This window comes from Thermus brockianus (assembly GCF_021462505.1).
GTDB classification, from domain to species: Bacteria; Deinococcota; Deinococci; order Deinococcales; family Thermaceae; genus Thermus; species Thermus hydrothermalis.
The window spans coordinates 58,973-77,695 of the sequence record NZ_JAKEDV010000001.1 but is presented as its reverse complement, the minus strand read 5'-3'; the positions used below and the strand labels follow the sequence as shown (position 1 = coordinate 77,695).

Annotated in this window: 19 protein-coding genes, 2 tRNA genes and 1 riboswitch; of the genes, 5 read left to right on the top strand and 16 right to left on the bottom strand. The window is 67.8% G+C overall.

Annotated features, from left to right (window positions below):
• Window positions 1–13 precede the first annotated feature (13 nt).
• Window positions 14–673 (top strand): DNA repair protein RecO, encoded by a 660-nt coding sequence (gene recO / locus LXN00_RS00400; RefSeq protein WP_234503117.1) that lies wholly within the window; start codon window positions 14–16, stop codon window positions 671–673.
• On the opposite strand, the gene greA is transcribed toward recO, so the two are convergent.
• From greA to LXN00_RS00385, 3 genes are read right to left on the bottom strand one after another with little or no spacing between them, the layout of a single operon-like run.
• Window positions 668–1,135: a transcription elongation factor GreA gene (gene greA / locus LXN00_RS00395; protein ID WP_234503114.1), complete on the bottom strand. Its 468-nt coding sequence runs from the start codon at window positions 1,133–1,135 to the stop codon at window positions 668–670. The two genes, recO and greA, sit on opposite strands and share 6 nt — an antisense overlap.
• A 57-nt stretch (window positions 1,136–1,192) precedes the next feature.
• Entirely contained in the window at window positions 1,193–1,933 is a 741-nt protein-coding gene (locus LXN00_RS00390; RefSeq protein ID WP_234503112.1) for an aminotransferase class IV, read from the bottom strand.
• On the bottom strand, window positions 1,930–3,780 hold the full coding sequence (locus tag LXN00_RS00385) for a chorismate-binding protein (protein WP_234503108.1): 1,851 nt from the start codon (window positions 3,778–3,780) through the stop codon (window positions 1,930–1,932). The genes LXN00_RS00390 and LXN00_RS00385 overlap by 4 nt, the downstream gene beginning before the upstream one ends.
• A 22-nt stretch (window positions 3,781–3,802) precedes the next feature.
• On the opposite strand from LXN00_RS00385, the gene LXN00_RS00380 reads away from it, so the two are divergent.
• Window positions 3,803–4,324 carry a Uma2 family endonuclease gene (locus LXN00_RS00380; RefSeq protein WP_234503105.1) on the top strand — a complete coding sequence of 174 codons (522 nt, stop codon included), beginning with the start codon at window positions 3,803–3,805 and terminating at the stop codon, window positions 4,322–4,324.
• On the opposite strand, the gene LXN00_RS00375 is transcribed toward LXN00_RS00380, so the two are convergent.
• The 3 genes from LXN00_RS00375 to LXN00_RS00365 are packed head-to-tail and all read right to left on the bottom strand — an operon-like array spanning window position 4,321 to window position 7,018.
• Window positions 4,321–5,154, bottom strand: coding sequence for a CoA transferase (locus tag LXN00_RS00375; RefSeq protein ID WP_234503102.1), 834 nt, complete (start codon window positions 5,152–5,154; stop codon window positions 4,321–4,323). The genes LXN00_RS00380 and LXN00_RS00375 overlap by 4 nt on opposite strands.
• Window positions 5,126–5,854, bottom strand: a complete 729-nt coding sequence (locus LXN00_RS00370) for an SDR family NAD(P)-dependent oxidoreductase (protein ID WP_234503099.1) — start codon at window positions 5,852–5,854, stop codon at window positions 5,126–5,128. Before LXN00_RS00370 ends, LXN00_RS00375 begins: the two co-directional genes overlap by 29 nt.
• Before the next feature lie 9 nt (window positions 5,855–5,863).
• Window positions 5,864–7,018, bottom strand: a complete 1,155-nt coding sequence (locus tag LXN00_RS00365; RefSeq protein ID WP_234503096.1) for a thiolase family protein — start codon at window positions 7,016–7,018, stop codon at window positions 5,864–5,866.
• A 246-nt stretch (window positions 7,019–7,264) separates the two neighbouring features.
• Here LXN00_RS00365 and LXN00_RS00360 point away from each other — a divergent pair.
• Window positions 7,265–7,341 (top strand) — tRNA-Pro (locus LXN00_RS00360).
• A 30-nt stretch (window positions 7,342–7,371) separates the two neighbouring features.
• On the opposite strand, the gene rpe is transcribed toward LXN00_RS00360, so the two are convergent.
• The 3 genes from rpe to tkt are packed head-to-tail and all read right to left on the bottom strand — an operon-like array spanning window position 7,372 to window position 10,485.
• On the bottom strand, window positions 7,372–8,022 hold the full coding sequence (gene rpe / locus LXN00_RS00355) for a ribulose-phosphate 3-epimerase (protein WP_234503093.1): 651 nt from the start codon (window positions 8,020–8,022) through the stop codon (window positions 7,372–7,374).
• Between the two features lie 20 nt (window positions 8,023–8,042).
• Window positions 8,043–8,474 carry a phosphate-starvation-inducible PsiE family protein gene (locus LXN00_RS00350; RefSeq protein ID WP_234503090.1) on the bottom strand — a complete coding sequence of 144 codons (432 nt, stop codon included), beginning with the start codon at window positions 8,472–8,474 and terminating at the stop codon, window positions 8,043–8,045.
• 55 nt (window positions 8,475–8,529) lie between these two features.
• On the bottom strand, window positions 8,530–10,485 hold the full coding sequence (tkt, locus tag LXN00_RS00345; protein WP_234503088.1) for a transketolase: 1,956 nt from the start codon (window positions 10,483–10,485) through the stop codon (window positions 8,530–8,532).
• Window positions 10,486–10,649: 164 nt separating this feature from the next.
• On the opposite strand from tkt, the gene LXN00_RS00340 reads away from it, so the two are divergent.
• Window positions 10,650–10,726: transfer RNA gene (locus LXN00_RS00340), tRNA-Arg, on the top strand.
• Between the two features lie 34 nt (window positions 10,727–10,760).
• Here the strand turns inward: LXN00_RS00340 and thiD are convergent.
• The 7 genes from thiD to thiE are packed head-to-tail and all read right to left on the bottom strand — an operon-like array spanning window position 10,761 to window position 16,673.
• Window positions 10,761–11,537, bottom strand: a complete 777-nt coding sequence (gene thiD / locus LXN00_RS00335; protein ID WP_234503086.1) for a bifunctional hydroxymethylpyrimidine kinase/phosphomethylpyrimidine kinase — start codon at window positions 11,535–11,537, stop codon at window positions 10,761–10,763.
• On the bottom strand, window positions 11,534–12,835 hold the full coding sequence (locus LXN00_RS00330) for an MFS transporter (protein WP_234503083.1): 1,302 nt from the start codon (window positions 12,833–12,835) through the stop codon (window positions 11,534–11,536). Before LXN00_RS00330 ends, thiD begins: the two co-directional genes overlap by 4 nt.
• 4 nt (window positions 12,836–12,839) lie before the next feature.
• The gene (gene thiC / locus LXN00_RS00325; RefSeq protein ID WP_234503081.1) at window positions 12,840–14,147 is read right to left on the bottom strand and encodes a phosphomethylpyrimidine synthase ThiC; all 1,308 of its coding nucleotides are present in this window, start codon (window positions 14,145–14,147) and stop codon (window positions 12,840–12,842) included.
• Entirely contained in the window at window positions 14,144–15,073 is a 930-nt protein-coding gene (locus LXN00_RS00320; RefSeq protein ID WP_234503078.1) for an NAD(P)/FAD-dependent oxidoreductase, read from the bottom strand. Before LXN00_RS00320 ends, thiC begins: the two co-directional genes overlap by 4 nt.
• Complete coding sequence (locus tag LXN00_RS00315) at window positions 15,070–15,852, bottom strand: thiazole synthase (RefSeq protein WP_234503075.1); 783 nt, start codon at window positions 15,850–15,852, stop codon at window positions 15,070–15,072. The genes LXN00_RS00320 and LXN00_RS00315 overlap by 4 nt, the downstream gene beginning before the upstream one ends.
• Window positions 15,853–15,871: 19 nt before the next feature.
• Window positions 15,872–16,066, bottom strand: coding sequence for a sulfur carrier protein ThiS (gene thiS, locus LXN00_RS00310; protein WP_234503072.1), 195 nt, complete (start codon window positions 16,064–16,066; stop codon window positions 15,872–15,874).
• On the bottom strand, window positions 16,053–16,673 hold the full coding sequence (gene thiE / locus LXN00_RS00305; RefSeq protein WP_234503069.1) for a thiamine phosphate synthase: 621 nt from the start codon (window positions 16,671–16,673) through the stop codon (window positions 16,053–16,055). The genes thiS and thiE overlap by 14 nt, the downstream gene beginning before the upstream one ends.
• A 69-nt stretch (window positions 16,674–16,742) precedes the next feature.
• Window positions 16,743–16,852: riboswitch (TPP riboswitch) on the bottom strand.
• A gap of 132 nt (window positions 16,853–16,984) precedes the next feature.
• On the opposite strand from thiE, the gene LXN00_RS00300 reads away from it, so the two are divergent.
• Window positions 16,985–18,715, top strand: a complete 1,731-nt coding sequence (locus LXN00_RS00300; RefSeq protein WP_234503066.1) for a nitrite/sulfite reductase — start codon at window positions 16,985–16,987, stop codon at window positions 18,713–18,715.
• The last annotated feature ends 8 nt before the right edge of the window (window positions 18,716–18,723 follow it).

The following is an 18,723-nucleotide window of genomic DNA, read 5'->3' as shown; positions in this document are numbered from 1 at the left end:
ATACACTGGAAAGGTGGAACGCTACCGGTTGGAAGAGGGCGTGGTGGTGGGCCGCAAAGCCCTGCCCCAAGGGGACCTCCTCCTCCGCTTCGTCACGCCCAAGGGGAGCCTCGAGGCCATCGCCAAGAAGGGCCTCAGGCCCACGGGGCGCTCGGGGCGGCTCTCCCTCTTCCACCACGTGCGCTTCCAGGTCTATGCCAAAAAGGAAGGCCTCCCCACCCTGACCCAGGCGGAGCTTTTGGGAAAGCTTTTTGGCCTGGAAGAACCCCGCCGTTACCTCTACGCCTCTTTTCTAGCCGAGCTCGCCTACCGCTTGGCCTCCCCGGAGGCCGCCCCCAAGGTCTACCCCCTTTTCGTCTCCGGGCTAAGGGGCATCGCCAAGCACGAAAACCCCCTCCTGCCCCTGGTCTGGGCGGGGTGGCGGGTGGTGAAGGCAGGGGGGCTTGCCCCTCACCTCCTGGGCCCCGGGCTCCACCTGAAGGAGGGGCGCCTGGCCGAGGAGGGGGTGTACCTGGGGGAAAAGGGGGTGGAGGCCCTAAGGGCCATCCTCCACCTCCCCGGGGGGGAAGCCCTAACCTACCTGGAAGAAGCCCCCTTGGAGAGGCTTCTCCTGGCGCTCAAGCACCACGCGGAGGAAACCCTCGGCCCCCTGAGGAGCGCGGACCTCCTATAGGGGCTTGATCTCCAGGATGGTGTAGACCTGGGCGCCCTTCTTGCCCCGGATCTCCACCACGTCCCCCACCTTCTTGCCCAAAAGGGCCTGGCCCAGGGGGGATTCGTCGGAGATCTTCCCGCTGAAGATGTCCGCCTCGTGGCTCCCCACGATGGCCAGGGAAAGCCTCTCCCCCGCCTCGGTTTCCAGCTCCACCTGGCAGCCGAGGGCCACCTGGTCGTAGGAGCCATTCTCCACCACCACCGCCCGGGCCAGAAGGTCTTCCAGCTGGGCGATGCGGGCCTCGTTCTGCCACATGGCCCTGCGGGCCTCGTCGTACCCGGCGTTCTCCCTAAGGTCGCCCTCCTCGAGGGCCTGCTCAAAGTCGGCGGAAATCTCCTGCCGCTTGGTGGTCTTCAGGTGGTGTAGCTCCTCCTGAAGGCGCCTAAAACCTTCGGGAGTGAGGTAAACCGGCTTCTTCATGCGCATCCCTCCGGGTAAAAAGGGGCACCAGCCCAAGGCCTTGGGCTGGCGGTACCGCTATTTAGTATAGCAGGCGGGAAGAAACGCCTCCACCAGGGGGAGAAGGGCCTCCTCGGGCTTCCCTGCGGGCAAAAGGCCCACCCCGCTTCCCGCAAGGAGAAGGGTGCCCAAAAGCTCCCCTGGCCGAAGGTAGGCCCGCACCACCCGAAAGCCTAGCTCCCTCGCCTTCTCGGCCACCTTCTCCCGGGTGATGCCCTCGAGACCCCCTTCCAGCACGTAAAGCGTGCCCTCGCGGAAGAGGAGGGGGCTCGTGCGGCTTCCGTCCACCACGTGCCCCCAGGCGTCCAAGAGGAGGCCTTCCAAGGCCCCCTGCGCCGCCGCCCAGGCCTGGGCCAGGCGGTAGGGGAGGTAGTTCCCCGTCTTGTAGCGGGCGAGGTCGGGGTGGACGCGGTAGGGGGTGAGGACCACCTTCACCCCTTCCCGGTAGAGGCTTGGGGGCAGAGGGGCAAAGGGCCGGGCCTCGGCCAGCCGCACCCCCTCCCCCAGGGTCAGGCGCACCCGGAGGCAGGGCGTTTGGGGAAACGCCGCAAGGAGCTCCTCAAGATCCTGGAGGAAGGCCTCGTCGCCCGGGTAGGGGAGCCCCAAGGCCGAGGCGTGGCGGCGGAGGCGGGAGAGGTGCGCCTCCAGCCACAGGGGCACACCCCCCTCCACCCGCAGGGTGGTGAAGACGCTCGCCCCGTGGTAGAAGAAGGCCTCGGGCAAGGGGCCGGTGAAGGGTTCGCCGTTTAAAAGCCTCATCCCACCTCCAAGAAACGCGCCAAAAGCTCCATCCCCCAAGGGGAGAGGATGCTCTCCGGATGGAACTGGACGCCAAAGGCCCTCCTCCCGTCCCAAAGGGCCATGGGCACGCCGTCTTCCGTCCAGGCGAGGAGGCGGAGGCGGGGGGGAAGGCGCCTGAGGGCCAAGGAGTGGTAGCGGGCGAAGGGCAAGGGGTTGGGGAAGCCCTGAAAGAGGGCTTCCCCAGTATGGAAAACGGCGTGGGCCTCCCCGTGCACCGGGGCCTCCCGGTAAAGCTCCGCCCCCAGGACCACCCCCAGGGCCTGGTGGCCGAGGCAGACCCCGAGGAAGGGAATACCCTCCGCCAAAGCCCTTTCCGTCCACGCCAGGACCTGGCCCGCCGTATAGGGGTCCTTGGGCCCCGGGCCCACCACCAGGTGGGTGAAGCCCGAAAGGCAGGGGGCCTCCTCCTGGTCCACCACGTGGACCTCCGCCCCCAGGGCCGAGAGGTAGTCCACCAGGTTGTAGCTAAAGGAATCCCGGTTTTCCAAAAAGAGCACCCGGGCCCGAAGCCGCCGGGGAGGAGGGGGAGGGCTCCAGGCGGCCTGGGGCTTAGGGGGCCTAGGGGCTTTCCCCGGCTTCCCCCGCTCCAGGGCCAGGAGGAGGCTTTGCGCCTTGTGGAGGGTTTCCTCGTACTCCCTTTCGGGGTCCGAGGCGATGACGATGCCCGCCCCGGCGGAAAAGAGGACCTCTTCCCCCACCCTTTGGAAGGAGCGGATGAGGATGTTGAAGTCCGCCCCCCGGCCCGAAACGTAGCCCAGGCTTCCCGTGTAGGCCCCCCGGGGCACGGGCTCCAGGTCCCGGATGGCCTCCATCACCGTGCCCTTGGGGGCCCCGGTGATGGTGCCCCCGGGGAAGAGGCTTCGGAAGACCTCCCCCAAGGGGGCGCGGGTGTACCCCTCCACCTCGGAAACCAGGTGCATCACGTGGGCGTAGCGCTCCACGGTGAAAAGCTCCCGCACCCTCACCGTCCCCGGCAGGGCCACCCGGGCCAGGTCGTTGCGCAGGAGGTCCACCAGCATGGCGTGCTCGGCCCGCTCCTTGGGCGAGGCCAAAAGCTCCGCCTCCAAGGCCAGGTCCTCCGCTTCCGTCCTTCCCCTAGGCCGCGTGCCGGCGATGGGCCGGGCGAGGAGGCGGCCTCCCACCTTCTGGAATAGCCGTTCCGGGCTCCCCGAGACCACGGCCCACCCTTCCCCCTCCAGAAGGCCCATGAAAGGGGAAGGGTTCAGGGCCCGGAGTCGGGCGTAGAGGAGGAGGGGGTCCACGGGGCCCAAGAGGCGGAAGCGGTGGGAAAGGTTCACCTGGTAGACCACCCCGGCCCGGATCCTTTCCTGCACCTCCGCCACCCCCTTAAGGAAAGCCGCCTTGGGGAAGTCCGAGACCAGGGGGTGGTGGGGCAAGGGCGGCGGGGTGTAAGGAGAGGGGCGTAAGGGGAAAGAGGGGCGCTCCACAAGCCGCCCCTCCAAAAGGGCGTACCCCTCGGGGTAGTAGAAGAAGGCCGCCTCGGGGAGGCCAGGCAAGGGGTCGTGGGCGGGCAGGCCCAGGTGGCGGGCGAACTCGTAGGCGAAAAAGCCCACCCAAGCGGGGAAAAACCCCTTCCCCAAACCCCTTTCCAGGTAGCCGAAGAGGTCCAGGGCCTCCCCCACCCGCTTCCCGTCCAGGTAAAGCCGGCCCTCCAGGACCTCGAGGCGGTGCCGGGGCCTTACGCCCAGGAGGGAGAGGCGGGCGAAAGGGGTGCGGAAACCCAAGGACTCCAAAAGGGCAGGGCGAAGCCCCTCCTCCCGCGCCGCTTGGTAAAGGGCCAGCACGGCCCCGAGTATACTCAAGGAGATGGTCAAACACCGCTTCACGCTAGAGGCCTACCACAAAGCCTACGAGGCGGGGGCGCTTCCCGAACGGGTGGAACTTCTGGAGGGGGAGGTTTACGCCGTGTCGCCCATGGGGAAAAAGCACATCCGTTACCTTATTCACCTGACCAAGGTCTTCAGCGAAACCTTCGGCGAGGAAGCCTTGGTGGTTTCCCAAATACCCCTGCAACTCTCCGAGGTGTCGGAACCCGAACCCGATCTCCTGCTCCTGATGCCCCCCGAAGACCGCTACGACCGCCGCCCCCCTACCGCCAAGGATGCCCTCTTGGTGGTGGAAATCGCCGACACCACCTTGGTCCAAGACCGCACCCTGAAGCTTCCCCTCTACCAGAAGGCAGGGGTGCCGGAAATCTGGATCGTGAACCTGGTGGAGGAGGTCCTGGAGGTCTTCGCCTTCCCCCATTACTTGGAAGAGCGTTACCCCAAAGGGGAGAGGGTAGCCCCCAAGGCCTTCCCCAAGAGGCCCCTCGCCTGGTGGGTTTAGCCCCGCACCGCCCGCAAGGGAAGCCCCTCCGCCCTGGCCCAGGCCTCCCAGGCCTCAGGGGACTTCTCCCGGAAAAAGTCCAAAAGCTTCCGATAAGCCGGGTTTTCCGGGGTAGCGGGGGAAAAGGCCATGCCCAAGAGCTCCGGAAGCCCTGCCTTTTCGCAAAAGCGCGCCCAAAGGTGGGGCTCCAGGGCGGCCAGGGCCACCTCGCCCCCTTGGGCGGGGTAGACGCCGTAGCAGAGGACCGAGCCGTCCAGGAAGGGGATGGGCGGGTAGGCCACGGCCCGCACCGCCTCGGAGAGGGCCACCTCGTACACCCCGCCCCCCAGGAGAAGCCCCTTGAGGGCGGCGAGGGCCAGGGCGTAGGCCCCGGCCAGGTCGGCGAACTGGAAGGCCCGCCAGGGAAAGCGGCCCAAAAGCCCCGCCTCCGCCAGATAGGTGAGGTCGTGCCCGGGATCTTCGCCTTCCGGGTAGCCGCGAAGCCGGGCGTAGACCAAGCGTGGGTTCCGCTTGAGGAGGACCTCCGGGCCCAGGCCGAGCCGCTCCATCGCCCCGGGGCGGTTGGACTCTAAGAGGATGGCCGCCTCCGCCGCCAGGGCAAGGAGCGCCTCCCGTCCCTCCGCGGCCTTCAGGTCCAGGACCCGCACCTCCTTCCCCCCATTCAGGAAGCGGTAGGCCTCGGGGGCCAGGGCCCGCAAGGGGTCGCCCCCCGGGGGCTCCACCTTGACCACGGGGAAGCCCAGGTCTAGGAGGAGCTTTCCCGCCAAAGGCCCCGGCAGGAGGCGGGTGAGGTCCAGGACCTTACCGGGGGGCCATGCGCAAGGCGCCATCCAACCGGACCACCTCCCCATTCAGCATGGGGTTTTCCAGGATGTGGAGGACCAGAAGGGCGTACTCCTCCGGGCGCCCCAGGCGCCTTGGGAAGGGCACCTGCTCCGCCAAGGAGGCCTTGGCCTTCTCGGGAAGGCCCTGAAGGAGGGGGGTGTCAAAGAGGCCCGGGGCGATGGCCACCACCCGGATGCCCCATTCGGCGAGCTCCCGGGCGGCGGGCAGGGTGAGGGCCACCACGCCCCCCTTGCTGGCGGCGTAGGCCGCCTGGCCGATCTGCCCCTCGTAGGCGGCCACGCTGGCGGTGTTTACGATGACGCCCCGTTGCCCCTCCCCGTCGGGCGGGTTCTCCCGCATGGCCCAGGCCGCCAGGCGGAGGACGTTGAAGGTGCCCACCAGGTTCACCTCCAGCACCTTCCGGAAGGCCTCGAGGTCATGGGGGCCCTCCCGGCCCAGGATCTTCTGGGCAAGGCCGATGCCCGCGGCGTTCACCACGGCGAAAAGGGGCCCGCCCTCCCCCGCCAGGGCCACCGCCCTCGCCACGTCCGCCTCCTCCCGCACGTCCCCTTCCACATAGAGGAGGTCCTCCTCCCCCCGCTTGAGGTCCAGGACCACCACCCGGTAGCCCCTCGCCCTCAGGGCCAAGGCGGCGGCCCGCCCAAGCCCCGAGGCCCCACCCGTCACCAAGGCGCTCCGCTCCATACCCGCCTCCTAAAGCCTCTGGATCACCGTGGCCGTGGCCTGGCCGTGGCCGATGCACATCACCTGGAGGCCGAGTTCCCCGTCCCGCCTCTCCAGCTCGTGGAGGAGCTTGGTCATGAGGATAGCCCCCGTGGCCCCCAGGGGGTGGCCCAAGGCGATGGCCCCCCCGTTGGGGTTCACCCTCTCGGGGTCCGGGTTGAACTCCTTGAGAAAGGCCAGGACCACGCTGGCGAAGGCCTCGTTCACCTCTATCACGTCCAGGTCACGGAGGGAAAGCCCCGCCCGCTCCAGGGCCTTCCGGGTGGCGGGGAGGATCTCCAAAAGTTGCAGGGTGGGGTCCCCCGCCACCACCACCCGGGCGAGGAAGCGGGCCCGGGGCCTAAGGCCCAAGGCCTGGGCCCTTTCCTTTTCCCCCAGGAGGAGGGCCGCCGCCCCGTCGGAGATCTGGCTGCTATTGCCAGCGGTGATGAGGCCATCTTCCAGGAAGGCGGGCTTGAGGGCTAAGAGCTTCTCCAGGCTCGTGTCCGGGCGGATGCCCTCGTCCCGATCTAGGAGAAAAGGCTTTCCCTCGGGGTCCAGGCCGGTGAGGGGGACCAGCTGCCCAAGGAAGCGGCCCTCCTCCGTGGCCCTTTGCGCCCGGCGGTGGGAGAGGAGGCTCCACTCATCCAGGTCCCGCCGGGAAAACCCGTAAAGCCGGGCGATGCGCTCGGCGCTTTCCCCTTGGTGGATGAGCGCATACTTCTGGAAAAGGGCGGGGTTTAGCGTGTGGAAGCCGCCCCCGATGTCCGAGAACATGGGGGCCCGGGTCATGCTCTCCACCCCACCGGCGATGGCGAAGTCCAGGTCCCCGGCGGCGATGGCCTGGGCGGCGAAGTGCACCGCCTGCTGGCTTGAGCCGCACATGCGGTTGAGGGTCACCGCCGGCACCTCCTTGGGCAGGCGGGAAAGGAGCACCCCAAGCCGCCCCACGTTGGCCCCCTGTTCCCCCGCCTGGGTCACGCACCCCGTGACCACGTCCTCCACCCGGGTGGGGTCCAGGCCGCTTCGCGCCAGGAGGGCGTTCAGGACCTCGGCGTACAGGGCATCGGGCCGCCACTCCCTAAGGGCCCCGTTCCGCTTGCCGATGGGGGTGCGCACCGCCTCGAGGATCACCGCTTCCCTCATGTCCGCCTCCTATGCCCCTCCCCTCCTCTATATGCCCAACATCCGCCTGTAAAGCTGCCCTACTTAGGAGCCCAGTCTACCAGAAGCCCGCCCGGAGCACCTTGAACTAAAATCCCCCGATCAGCCCCTCCCCTAGCCCGCCTAGAGTTTTTAGGAATGCCAGTGAACCAACCCCTTCTCTCAACCCCTGGATGCGCCCACCTCTTGACGCTCCCTGCCTCGGGTACTACACTAACCCTTGCGCGCCGGGGAGTAGCGCAGCCTGGTAGCGCACACGCTTGGGGTGCGTGTGGTCGTCGGTTCAAATCCGGCCTCCCCGACCAAAAGGCCCCGCCCAAGGGCGGGGCCCAAGCTTATTTCAAAGCCTCGCGCAAAACCCGCAGGTTGTCCGCCACAGGCCTTTCGTTGAAGAGGGCGCTCCCCGCCACCGCCACGTCGGCACCTGCCTGGTACACCTCCCCCACGGTCTTTGGGTTCACCCCTCCGTCCACCTCGAGGAGGCAGGCGGGGTTCAGCCTATCCCTAAGGGCCTTGAGCCTTCTAAGCCGCTCGGTGGAGGTGGGGATATACTTCTGCCCGCCAAACCCCGGGTTCACGCTCATGAGGAGGGCCAGGTCCAGGTAGGGGAGAAGGGGTTCAAAGGCCTCGAGGGGGGTTCCGGGGTTGATGGCGAGCCCGGCCTTCTTGCCCAGTTCCTTGATGCGCTCCACCGCCCGGTGGGGGTGGTAGGTGGCCTCCACGTGGACGGTGATGTGGTCCGCCCCCGCCTGGGCGAAGTCCTCGAGGTAGCGCTCGGGGTTCACGATCATAAGGTGCACATCCAAGGGCAAGGAGGTCGCCCGGCGCACCGCCTCCACCACAAGGGGGCCAAAGGTGAGGTTGGGGACGAAAACCCCGTCCATCACGTCCAGGTGTATCCAGTCCACCCCAGCCCTCTCCGCCTCCTGGACGACCTCCTTCAACCTACCGAAATCGGCTGTGAGAATAGAAACGGCGAAGCGCACGAAAAAACTATACCCCCTCCTCAGCGACGCACCCAACGGTACGCCAAGGCCAAAGCCAAAATCATTAGCGAAAGCAAGAGGAGCTCCGCCAAAACCGCCTGAAAACCTGGATGGTCCAGGGAAAAGGGAAACTTCTGGAGCCCCTCGGCAGTCACCACCAAGATGCGCCGTACCCCCGCAATCACCCCGATGATAAGGAAGGGTTCCACCTGAAGTTGACCTTCCTTGGCAAAACGCACCAGGGTGTAAAGGATTTCCGCCATCATTAGGGCGAGGAGAACGCGGTCCAAAAGAAAAACAGCCAGCTTGCCCCCTTCACCACCCAGGAGAAGCGCAACCCCCTCCACCACCGCTGCGGCCAAAAGGTAGGCTGCACCCAAAACGACCAATACCCCCGCAAAGAGGTAAATCACTGCCTCCGCGCGGGGGAAAAAGCGATAAAACCCCTCCATGGAGAAAGGATAGCCTCGAGGACACCCTTCACCTAGGAGGGAGAAGCTCGTGTGATTACACCAGCTCTAGAAGGGCTTCCGCCACCCGCTCTGGCGTAAAGCCCAGGCGCTCGTAGACCTCGGGGTAAGGGGCGCTGGCCCCGAAGCGGTCCAGGCCCACCACCTTGTGGGCGTACCGCTCCCAACCCAAGGAGGCCCCCGCCTCCACCGCCACCACGGGGAGGCCCGGGGGCAGGACCGCCCTGCGGTACGCCTCGGGCTGGGCCTCAAAGAGCTCCAGGCAAGGCAGGCTCACCACCCGCACCCCAACGCCCTGCTCCCTCAGAAGGTCCCTCGCCTTCAAGGCCAGGTGGACCTCGCTCCCCGTGGCCAAAAGCACCCCTTGGGGCTTCTCGGCGTCTTCCAGGACGTACCCGCCCCGCAAAAGCCCCTTGGCCTTCTCGGGGGAAAGGAGGGGCACCGCCTGGCGGGTGAGGACCAAGGCGGTGGGGCCCTCCTTCCTTTTCAGGGCCACCTGCCAGGCGTAAAAGGTCTCGTAGGCGTCGGCGGGACGGACCACCCAAAGCCCCGGCATGGCCCTAAGGCTCATCAGGTGCTCTATGGGCTGGTGGGTGGGCCCGTCCTCCCCTAAGGCGATGGAGTCGTGGGTGAAGACGAACACCGTGGGGGTTTCCATGAGGGCGGCGAGGCGGATGGCGGGGCGCATGTAGTCGGAAAAGACCAGAAAGGTGCCCCCATAGGCCCGGTAGCCCCCGTGGAGGTTAAGCCCGTTCAGGATGGCCCCCATCCCGTGCTCCCGCACCCCAAAGCGCAGGTAGCGCCCCGTGGGGTTTTGCGGGGAGAAGTCCTCCATGCCCTCGGCCTTGGTGTTGTTGGAGGGGGTAAGGTCGGCGCTACCCCCCAGGAGTTCGGGCATGCGGGGAGCGAGGAGGTCCAGGACCTTGCCGCTCGCCGCCCGGGTGGCCAGGGGTTTGTCAAAGGTAGGGGGCTCCTCCGGCAACGGGGGAAGCTCCCCTTGGAGGCGGCGGAGAAGCTCTTGGTACAGGTCCGGGTACGCCCGGGCGTAGGCCTCTAAGGCGCGTTCCCACGCCTCCTGCCAGGCCTTGCCCTGGGCGCGCATGTCCATGTGCTGGTAGACCTCCTCGGGCACCACGAAGGGCGGGTAGGGCCAGCCCAGGTTCTTGCGGGTGGCCTCCACCGCCTCCGGGCCCAAGGGCTCCCCATGGGCCTTGTGGGAGTCCTGCTTGGGCGAGCCGTAGCCGATATGGCTCCGCACGGCGATGAGGGTGGGGCGCTCGTCCAGTTGGGCGAGCCTTAGAGCGTGGCGGAGGGCGTTGAGGTCGTTGGCGTCCTCCACCCTGAGGGTCTGCCAGCCGTAGGCGCGGTAACGCAGGAGGACGTCCTCCTTAAAGGCCAGGTCCGTGGGGCCGTCTATGGAGATGCGGTTATCGTCCCAGAAGACGATGAGCTTGGAAAGCCCCCACTGCCCTGCCAAGGAGCTCGCCTCCCCCGAAACCCCCTCCATCAGGTCCCCGTCCGAGGCCAGGACGTAGGTGTAGTGGTCCACCACGGGATGGCCCGGGCGGTTGAACTCGGCGGCAAGCTTCTTTTCCGCCAGAGCCAGGCCCACCGCCGTGGCAATCCCCTGGCCCAGGGGCCCCGTGGTCACCTCCACCCCAGGAGTGTGGCCCCGCTCGGGGTGGCCCGGGGTCTTGGAGCCCCACTGGCGGAAGCGCTTAAGCTCCTCCAGGGGGAGGTCGTACCCCGTGAGGTGGAGGGCGGCGTAAAGGAGCATGGACCCGTGGCCGGCGGAAAGGACGAACCGGTCCCGGTTGGGCCAGGCGGGGTCCAGGGGGTTATGCCGCATCACCTCCCGGAAGAGGAGGTAGGCCAAGGGGGCCATGGCCATGGGCATACCCGGATGGCCGCTTTTGGCCTTTTCCACGGCATCTATGGCCAGGAAGCGGATGGCGTTCACGGATAGGGCGGTGAGGTCCTGGGTCTTGGTCATGTTCCCTCCAGGGTAGGCTCCCCAAAGCGCGAGCGCAAGGAAGCCTGGGGCATTCGTGCATAAAGGGGGACTTATGGAACGCCCCTCATCCCCCGCGAAAGACTATACCGGACCGGGGGCGGTTGCCATGGCCTCCAAGGGGTGCTAAAATCCCAAGGGCGTGGGCGCCCGTAGCTCAGCAGGATAGAGCGGGGGCTTCCTAAGCCCTAGGTCGGGGGTTCGAATCCCTCCGGGCGCACCAGAAGGCCTCCCCCCTCCCAGGAGGGGGGAGTTTTTTAGGCCCAGTGGTTGAGGGGCCCATGCCCGTGGCCCACGGGAGGGGCCGTTTTTAAGGCGCGGGTGAGGTAGGCCTTGGCCTCCGCCACCGCCTCCTCGAGGGGCTTGCCCAAGGCCAGAAGGGCAGCAATGGCGGCGGAAAGGGTACAGCCCGTGCCGTGGGTGTTCCGGGTGTTCACCCTCGGGGCCCGGTAGGCCCGCACCCCCTCCCGGGTGGCGAGGAGGTCCACCGCCTCCTCCCCCTCCAGATGCCCCCCTTTGAGGAGGACCGCCTTGGGCCCTAGGGCCAAAAGGGCTCTAGCAGCCTCCTCCGCTTCCTTTAGGGTCCGGATGGGGCTTCCCAAGAGGGCTTCGGCCTCGAGGCGGTTTGGGGTGATGAGGAGGGCTAAGGGAAAAAGCGCTACCTTCAGGGCCTCCACCGCCTCGGGGGCGAGGAGAGAGTCCCCGCCCTTGGCCACCATCACCGGGTCCACCACCAAGGGAGCGATGCCGAAGCGCCGCACCCCCTCCGCCACTGCCTGGACGATCTCGGCATTCCCCAAGGCCCCGGTTTTAGCGGCATGGATGGGCAGGTCCTGGGCCACGCTTTGGATCTGGGCGTAGACCAGGCCGGGCGGCAGGGGGTAGACGGCCTGCACCCCCAGGGTGTTCTGGGCCGTGACCAAGGTGAGGGCGCTCGTCCCGTAGACCCCGAAGCGGAAGAAGACCTTGAGGTCCGCCTGCACCCCCGCCCCGCCCCCAGAGTCCGAGCCGGCGATGCTAAGGGCCACCCTCATGTTTCCTCCAAGGGCCTTCCCCGGGTCTCTACCCCCACCCCCAAGGCAAAAAGTCCCGCCAGAAGGAGGAGCCCCCCGTGAAGGGCAAGCACCCCGCCCGGCCCCCAAGCGGGGAGGAGGGCCCCGGTGGCGTAGGGCGCCAGGATACCCCCCACCCGGCCTACGGCAGCGGCTAGCCCCGCTCCGCTTCCCCGCAACGTTGTGGGGGAAAGCTCAGGGGTATAGGCGTAGATGGCCCCCCAAGCCCCCAGGTTGAAGAAAGAGAGAAGGCTTCCAAAAAGAAGGAGCTCTCCGGGAGAGGAGGCCTGGGCCAAGAGGTAGGCGGAGAGGGCCGACAGGGCCAAGAAGCCCACCAAAACGGGCCTCCGCCCCAGACGCTCTACCAGGAAGGCGGCCGTCAAGTAGCCCGGCACCTGGGCCAGGGTCATGAGGAGCACATACTCCAAGGAGCGCACCAGGGTATACCCCTGGGCCACGAGCAGGGAGGGAAGCCATATGAAGGCCCCGTAGTAGCCAGCGTTTAAGGCGAACCAAGCCAGCGAGAGGAAAAGGGTGCGGCGGAGAAGGGGCGGGCGGAAGAGGGCGGCGTAAGGGTAAGCCTTCGGGGCGGGGACAGGGGACGGCAGAGGCAAGGGGTGGGGAAAGGCCCTCTCCCAAGCGGTCACCAGGGCCTCCGCCTCCTTCAAACGCCCCTGGGCCACAAGCCAGCGGGGGGACTCGGGCAAGGAAAGCCGCAGGTAGGCGGCGTAGAGGGCAGGGAGGGCCCCCACCAAAAAGGCCGCCCGCCAACCCAGGTCCGGCACCAAAAGGTACCCCACCAAGGCAGCAAGAAGCCACCCCACCGCCCAAAAGGCCTCCAAGAGAACCACCATCCGCCCCCGGTGGACCCGGGGGCTAAACTCCCCCATGAGGCTTGCCGCCACGGGAAGCTCCGCCCCCAGGCCGACCCCCGTGAGGAAGCGGAAGAGGTAGATCCACCCAAGACCCGGAGCCCAGGCGGTGAAGAGGCTCCCGAGACCCGCCAGAAAAAGGCTATACCCCACCACCGCCTTACGCCCCAAACGGTCGGCAAGCCGTCCGCCCAGGGCGGCCCCCAGGAGCATGCCCAAAAGCCCAGCGCTCCCCAAAAGGCCCGCCTGGACAGGGCTAAGGCCAAACTCCCGGGAAAGGGCGGGCAGGGTGAAGCTGATGAGGCCCACGTCCATGGCATCCAAGGCCCAGCCCAGGCCCAGGAGGAAGAGCAAACGGTAATGGGGCCTGCCCAGGGGCAGGCGCTCCAAACGGGAAAGCACGTCCATGCCCTTAGGCTACCGGAAGCTCGAGGCGCTCCCGACCCCGCAGCACCGCCTCCACCAGGTTCATGGGGCAGAAGGGGCCGCACATGCTGCAGGCCTTGGTGCGGCTTCCCCGCTCCTCCTTAAGCCGCCTGGCCTCCTCGGGAAAGAGGGCGAGGGCGAACTGGGCCTCCCAGTCCAGGCGGTAGCGGGCCTCGGACATCCGCCGGTTCCGCTCCAGCGCCCTCGGGTTCCCCCGGGCCACGTCGGCGGCGTGGGCGGCGATCTTGAAGGCGATCACCCCTTCCTTCACGTGCTCCGCCGTGGGCAGGCCCAGGTGCTCCGCCGGGGTCAGGTAGCAGAGCATGTCCGCCCCCATCCAGCCCGCCAAGGCCCCGCCGATGGCCCCGGCGATGTGGTCAAAGCCGGCGGCGGTGTCCACGGGGAGCATGCCAAGGATGTAAAAGGGGGCATGCCCCGTGAGCTTCTTCTGGATCTGGACGTTGGTGGCCACCTCGTTCAGGGGGATGTGGCCTGGCCCTTCCACCATGGCCTGGACCCCAGCCCGCCTGGCCCTTTCCACCAGCTCGCCGATGGTGAGGAGCTCGGCGATCTGGGCCCGGTCGGTGCTGTCCGCCAGGGAGCCCGGCCTAAGCCCATCCCCCAGGGAGAGGGTCATATCGTAGGTGCGGGCGATGTCCAAGAGGTCGTCAAAGCGGGCGTAAAGGGGGTTCTCCTCCCCGCGGTGGAGCATCCAGGCGGCCATGAGCCCCCCGCCCCGGCTTACGATGCCCGTGGTGCGGGGGGCATGCCGGTAGACCTCTAGGTTCTTTAGGGTGACGCCCACGTGCACCGTGATGTAGTCCACCCCCTCCTTCCCGTGCTCCTCAATGACCTCAAAGAGCTCATCGGGGGACATGTCAAAGAAGTTCTTGCGCTTGGCGGCCCGGAACTCCGCCTCGTAGATGGGCACGGTGCCCAGGGGAACGGTGGCCACCTCGAGGATGCGCCGCCTTATCTCCTTCAAGTCCCCCCCGGTGGAGAGATCCATGACGGTGTCCGCCCCGTAACGGATGGCCACCCGGGCCTTCTCCACCTCCTCCTCCACGTCCACGTAATCGTAGGAGGTGCCCAGGTTGGCGTTCACCTTCACGGAAAGCCCCTCCCCGATCCCCTTGAAGTCCCTCAGGGTGCGGTGGTTGGGGTTCCTCGGAATCACGATCCTTCCCGCCGCCACCCCTTCCCGCACGAACTCGGGGGAAACCCCCTCCTGCTCCGCCACGTAAGCCATCTCCTCGGTGACGATCCCTTTCCTTGCCGCCTCCAACTGCGTCATCCTTCCACCTCCATGAGCTTCAAAAGCCGCCTCGCCGTCCAAGGGGCGAGGAGGACCCCGTTGCGGCCATGCCCCGTGGCCGCGTAGACCCCCTCCCCCACCTCCCCCACGAAGACCTCCCCCATGGGCCTATACCCCCAAACCGCCTCCCGGAAGCGGGCCCCCTCCAGGAGGGGAAAGCGCTCGTGGGCGTAGTCCGCAAGCCACCGAAGCCCGAAGAGGTCCACCCCTGCCCCCCACCCCTCCCGGCCCGTGGCCCCCACGTAGACCCCACCCTCCCGGGGCAGGAGGTACCCTTCCCCGGCGAAGAGCGGGCCGGGGGGAGGAGGTCCCTGGAGGAGGAGGGCCTCCCCCCTGAGGGGGCGCACCCCGAGGCCAAACCGCTCCCCCCAGGCCCCCACGGCGAGGAGGATGCGCCGGGCCCGCACCTCCCCTTCGGGAAGGACCACCCGCCCCTCCCGCACCCCCTGGGCCTCGGCCTTCAGGTAGGGCACCCCCATGCCCCGAAGCGAGGCCAAAAGGGCCTCCCTAAGGGCCCGTGGGTGGACATACCCCCCGGGGAAAGCCCTGGCCCCCAAAGCTCCCCGCACCGGGTAGGGCGGGGGGCCTTCTGCCTCCCAGGCCTCCTTCTCCCCTGGGCTCAAGGCGGCCACGTAGGTGCCGGAAAAGCCCGCTTCTACGGCAAAGCCCTTCTCCCCAAGCTCCGCCAAGAGGTCCCGGTAATACTCCAGGGCGAAAAGCCCCGCCTCCAAGAGCTCCCCCGAAAGGCCCTCGGGGTAAGGGGCGAGCATCCCGGCGCTCGCCAGGGTGGCGGCCCCGGGCTTCTCCGCATCCAGGAGGAGGACCTCGAGGCCCCGCTTGGCAAGCTCATAGGCGGCGAGGGTTCCGATGATGCCCGCCCCCACCACCGCCACCTCGGCCCTCACCCCGGCCTCCCCAAGGGCACCCCTTCCGTGGGGCTTGAGGGGCTCGCCCCCTCCCTAGGCCGCATGGGCCCCGCCCGGTAGGCCTTCCTGCCCGCCTCCACCGCCAGGCGGAAGGCCTCGGCCATGGCGGGCGGGTCCTGGGCCTCGGCGATGGCGGTGTTCACCAAAACGGCGTCCAGCCCCAGTTCCATGACCTCCGCCGCATGGGAGGGAAGCCCAAGCCCCGCATCCACCACCACGGGCGGGAGGCTTGGGCGCTCCCGGGCGAAGAGCTCCAAAAGGGCCCGCGTCTTTACCCCCCATCCCGAGCCGATGGGCGCGGCCAAGGGCATCACCGTGGCCGTGCCCAAAGCGGCGAGCTTTTTGGCCAGGACCAGGTCCGGCCCCATGTAGGGCAGGACAAAGAAGCCCTCCTGGAGGAGGATCTCCGCCGCCTTCAGCGTCTCCACGGGGTCGGGGAGGAGGTAGGCGGGGTCGGGGATGACCTCCAGCTTCACCCAGTTCTCCCCCGTGAGGAGGCGGCCGAGCCGGGCCAGCCGCACCGCCTCCTCCGCCGTGCGTGCCCCGGCGGTGTTGGGGAGGAGGCGCACCCCCTCTAAAGCCTCCAAAAGCCCCACGTGTCCCGGGGCCCCCACCTCCACCCGGCGCACGGAAACCGTCACCACCTCCGCCCTCGCCGCCTTTAGGGCCTCCCGCATCACCCCGAAGTCGCGAAACTTCCCCGAGCCCAGGATGAGGCGGCTCGTGAGCGTTATGGGTCCCACCTGCCAAGCGTCCATCCCTCCTCCTTTACCCCCTTTACCCCCCTTGCACCAGGGCCACCACCTCCACCTCGTCCCCCTCCTGGAGGACACGGGGCGGAAGCTCCTTGCCGGGGTAAGCCTCCCCGTTGAGGAGGACGGCCACCCGTTCCGGCTCCACCCCCAAGGCTTCCAACACCTCCTTTAGGGTCTTCCCCTCCAAGGGCTTGGGCTCGCCGTTAAGCCACACCATAAAGCCTCTCCCTGAAGGCCCGGGCCGCCCGCTCGGGGTCCTCCGCATCCAGGATGGCGCGCACCACCACCACCCGCCGGGCCCCCGCCTCGAGGACCTCCGGCAGGTTCTTCAGGTCAATGCCCCCGATGGCGAACCAGGGCTTCTCTCCGAGGTTCTCCGCGGCAAAGCGGACGTAGCCAAGCCCCGCCGCCTTACGCCCGGGCTTGGTAGGGGTTTCCCACACCGGCCCCACGGACAGGTAGTCTGCCCCCTCCTCCAGGGCCTTTAGGGCCTGCTCGGGAGCGTGGGTGGAGCGGCCCACCAGGCCCTGAAAGAAGCGCCTGGCCTCCCTGGGCGTGAGGTCCCCCTGGCCCAGGTGCACCCCATCCGCCCCCAGGAGGGCAGCAAGGTCCGGGCGATCGTTGAGGAAGAAGGGGACCCCGTAGCGCCGGGCCAAGGCCAGCATCTTTTCCCCTAGCTCCAGAATGGGCCTCGCCTCCCAGTCCTTGGCCCTGAGCTGCAAAACCTCCACCCCGCCCGCCAGGGCCCGCTCGGTGCGGGAAAGGACCTCCTCCCACGTCCAGGAAGGCCGTGGGGTCACCACCAGGTAGAGCCTGCCGAGCAACCTTTCACCCCCTTAGGCCAGCGGAAAAGGCCCACGCGGCCCAAGGGGTGTTGGGTTTTGGGGATTGGGGATCTTCCGCATAGGCTTCCCTCCGCCGGCATTACCCGGATCAGGTTCCAAGGGTTGCTGGGAAGGACCCAGCTCTCAGCCCCTCCATTGGGGCACCCCTAGCCTGCAAGGGTTACTTTACCACGAGGAGTCCCAGGGAATGGAAGGGGGGGCACAAAGGGCCTTATACCCTTGACATTCATGGGCTCAATGGTATACCATGCCGGGCAACCCTCCCTCCGGGAGGGGACGAGGAGGCGAAGATGGCAGGGCTTTCCGAGGTGGTGGAAGCGGAAATCCGGTACCTGGAGGCGATGATCGCCCGCCTCGAGGCCGGGGAGGAAGACCCCGAGGACTTCCGGGTCTACCGGCTCAAGAACGGGATCTACGGGATCCGAGGGCGGCCGGAGCACCACATGATCCGCATCAAGCTCCCTGTGGGCCGCATCACCCCGGAAGGCCTCCGGGTTCTGGCGGAGGTGGCCGAACGCTATACGGAAAACCGCCTGGCCCACGTGACCACCCGCCAGGCGGTGCAGCTCCACCACGTGCACCGCCGGGACGTGCCCAAGGTCCTCCGGGCGGTGAACGCCGTGGGGCTCACCACCCGCGAGGCCTGCGGCCACTCCATCCGGGCCATCACCTGCTGTCCCTACGCTGGGGTCTCCCCCGAGGAGCCCTTTGACGTCACCCCTTATGCGGAAAGGGCCTACCGCTACTTCCTCCGCCACCCCGTGGGGCAGAACCTGCCCCGGAAGTTCAAAGTGGCCTTTGAAGGGTGCGCCACGGACCACGCCCGCACCCCCATCCACGACATCGGGGTGGTGGCGGCGGTGGAGGGGGGCAAACGGGGCTTCCGCATCTACGTGGGCGGGGGGTTAGGCGCTGCTCCCATGAGCGCCGAACTCCTGGAAGCCTTCACCCCCGAGGAGGACCTCCTCCCCACCATGCTCGCCATCATCCGCCTCTTTGACCGCTACGGGAACCGCAAGGTCCTGACCCAGGCCCGGCTCAAGTTCCTGGTGAAGAAGTGGGGCATCGCCGCCTTCCGGGAGGCGGTGCGGGAGGAAAGGCGCCTGGTAAAGCTCACGGCGAGCGGGGCCGACCTCGAGGCCTGGGCCCCACCCGAAGACGCCCCACCCCCCCGCCTGCCCTCTCCCCCCAGGAAACCCTTCTCCTTCGCCCCCGGCTTTGACGCCTGGCGGCGGACCAACCTTTTCAAGCAAAAGCAGGAGGGCTTTTACACCGTCACCGTCCGCCTCCCCTTAGGGGACATCACCCCTGAAGGCCTAAGGGCCCTGGCGGAGATCGCCGAGACCTACGCCGGGGAGGTCCGGAGCGCCATCAGCCAAAACCTCCTCCTGCGTTTTGTGCCCGAGGAGGCCTTGGGCGGGCTCTACGAGGCCCTTTTGGAAGCGGGGCTCGCCCACGGCGAGGCCCACACCCTCCTGGACATCACCCGTTGCCCCGGGGCCGACACCTGCAACCTGGCCATCACCCGCTCCCGGGGCCTGGCCCAGGCCCTGGGGGAGAAGCTCCAGGCTCTCCCCTTGGCCCAGGACCCAGGGGTGAAGGCCATAAGCGTCAAGATCTCCGGCTGCCCCAACTCCTGCGGCCAGCACCACATCGCCGACATCGGCTTCTACGGCTCTAGCCGCAAGGTAGGGGAGCGGGAGGTGCCCCACTACGTCCTCCTCCTGGGCGGGCGGACCCGGGAAGGGGAGGCCCGCTTCGGCCAGGTGGTGGGCCGCATTCCCGCCCGCCGGGTCCCCGAGGCGGTGGAAGCGGTGCTCCGACGCTACCTGGAGGAACGGCAAAACGGGGAGAGCTTCCAAGCCTATCTGGACCGGGTGGGAGGAGCCTCCTTCAAGGCTCTACTGGAGCAATTCCAAGACATCCCTCCCTACGAGGAGGCTCCAGAGTTCTACCAAGACCTGGGGGCGGAAGGGGAAGCTTTCAGCGTGCAGCTTGGGCGCGGGGAATGCGCCGTGTAGACGGCATA

What these genes read in the sequence shown, in the direction of transcription:
- greA (WP_234503114.1), bottom strand. Translation starts at nt 1,135, where the DNA reads ATGAAGAAGCCGGTTTACCTCACTCCCGAAGGTTTTAGGCGCCTTCAG.
- LXN00_RS00390 (WP_234503112.1), bottom strand. Translation starts at nt 1,933, where the DNA reads ATGAGGCTTTTAAACGGCGAACCCTTCACCGGCCCCTTGCCCGAGGCC.
- LXN00_RS00380 (WP_234503105.1), top strand. Translation starts at nt 3,803, where the DNA reads ATGGTCAAACACCGCTTCACGCTAGAGGCCTACCACAAAGCCTACGAG.
- LXN00_RS00375 (WP_234503102.1), bottom strand. Translation starts at nt 5,154, where the DNA reads ATGGCGCCTTGCGCATGGCCCCCCGGTAAGGTCCTGGACCTCACCCGC.
- LXN00_RS00370 (WP_234503099.1), bottom strand. Translation starts at nt 5,854, where the DNA reads ATGGAGCGGAGCGCCTTGGTGACGGGTGGGGCCTCGGGGCTTGGGCGG.
- LXN00_RS00365 (WP_234503096.1), bottom strand. Translation starts at nt 7,018, where the DNA reads ATGAGGGAAGCGGTGATCCTCGAGGCGGTGCGCACCCCCATCGGCAAG.
- LXN00_RS00350 (WP_234503090.1), bottom strand. Translation starts at nt 8,474, where the DNA reads ATGGAGGGGTTTTATCGCTTTTTCCCCCGCGCGGAGGCAGTGATTTAC.
- tkt (WP_234503088.1), bottom strand. Translation starts at nt 10,485, where the DNA reads ATGACCAAGACCCAGGACCTCACCGCCCTATCCGTGAACGCCATCCGC.
- thiD (WP_234503086.1), bottom strand. Translation starts at nt 11,537, where the DNA reads ATGAGGGTGGCCCTTAGCATCGCCGGCTCGGACTCTGGGGGCGGGGCG.
- LXN00_RS00330 (WP_234503083.1), bottom strand. Translation starts at nt 12,835, where the DNA reads ATGGACGTGCTTTCCCGTTTGGAGCGCCTGCCCCTGGGCAGGCCCCAT.
- thiC (WP_234503081.1), bottom strand. Translation starts at nt 14,147, where the DNA reads ATGACGCAGTTGGAGGCGGCAAGGAAAGGGATCGTCACCGAGGAGATG.
- LXN00_RS00315 (WP_234503075.1), bottom strand. Translation starts at nt 15,852, where the DNA reads ATGGACGCTTGGCAGGTGGGACCCATAACGCTCACGAGCCGCCTCATC.
- thiS (WP_234503072.1), bottom strand. Translation starts at nt 16,066, where the DNA reads ATGGTGTGGCTTAACGGCGAGCCCAAGCCCTTGGAGGGGAAGACCCTA.
- LXN00_RS00300 (WP_234503066.1), top strand. Translation starts at nt 16,985, where the DNA reads ATGGCAGGGCTTTCCGAGGTGGTGGAAGCGGAAATCCGGTACCTGGAG.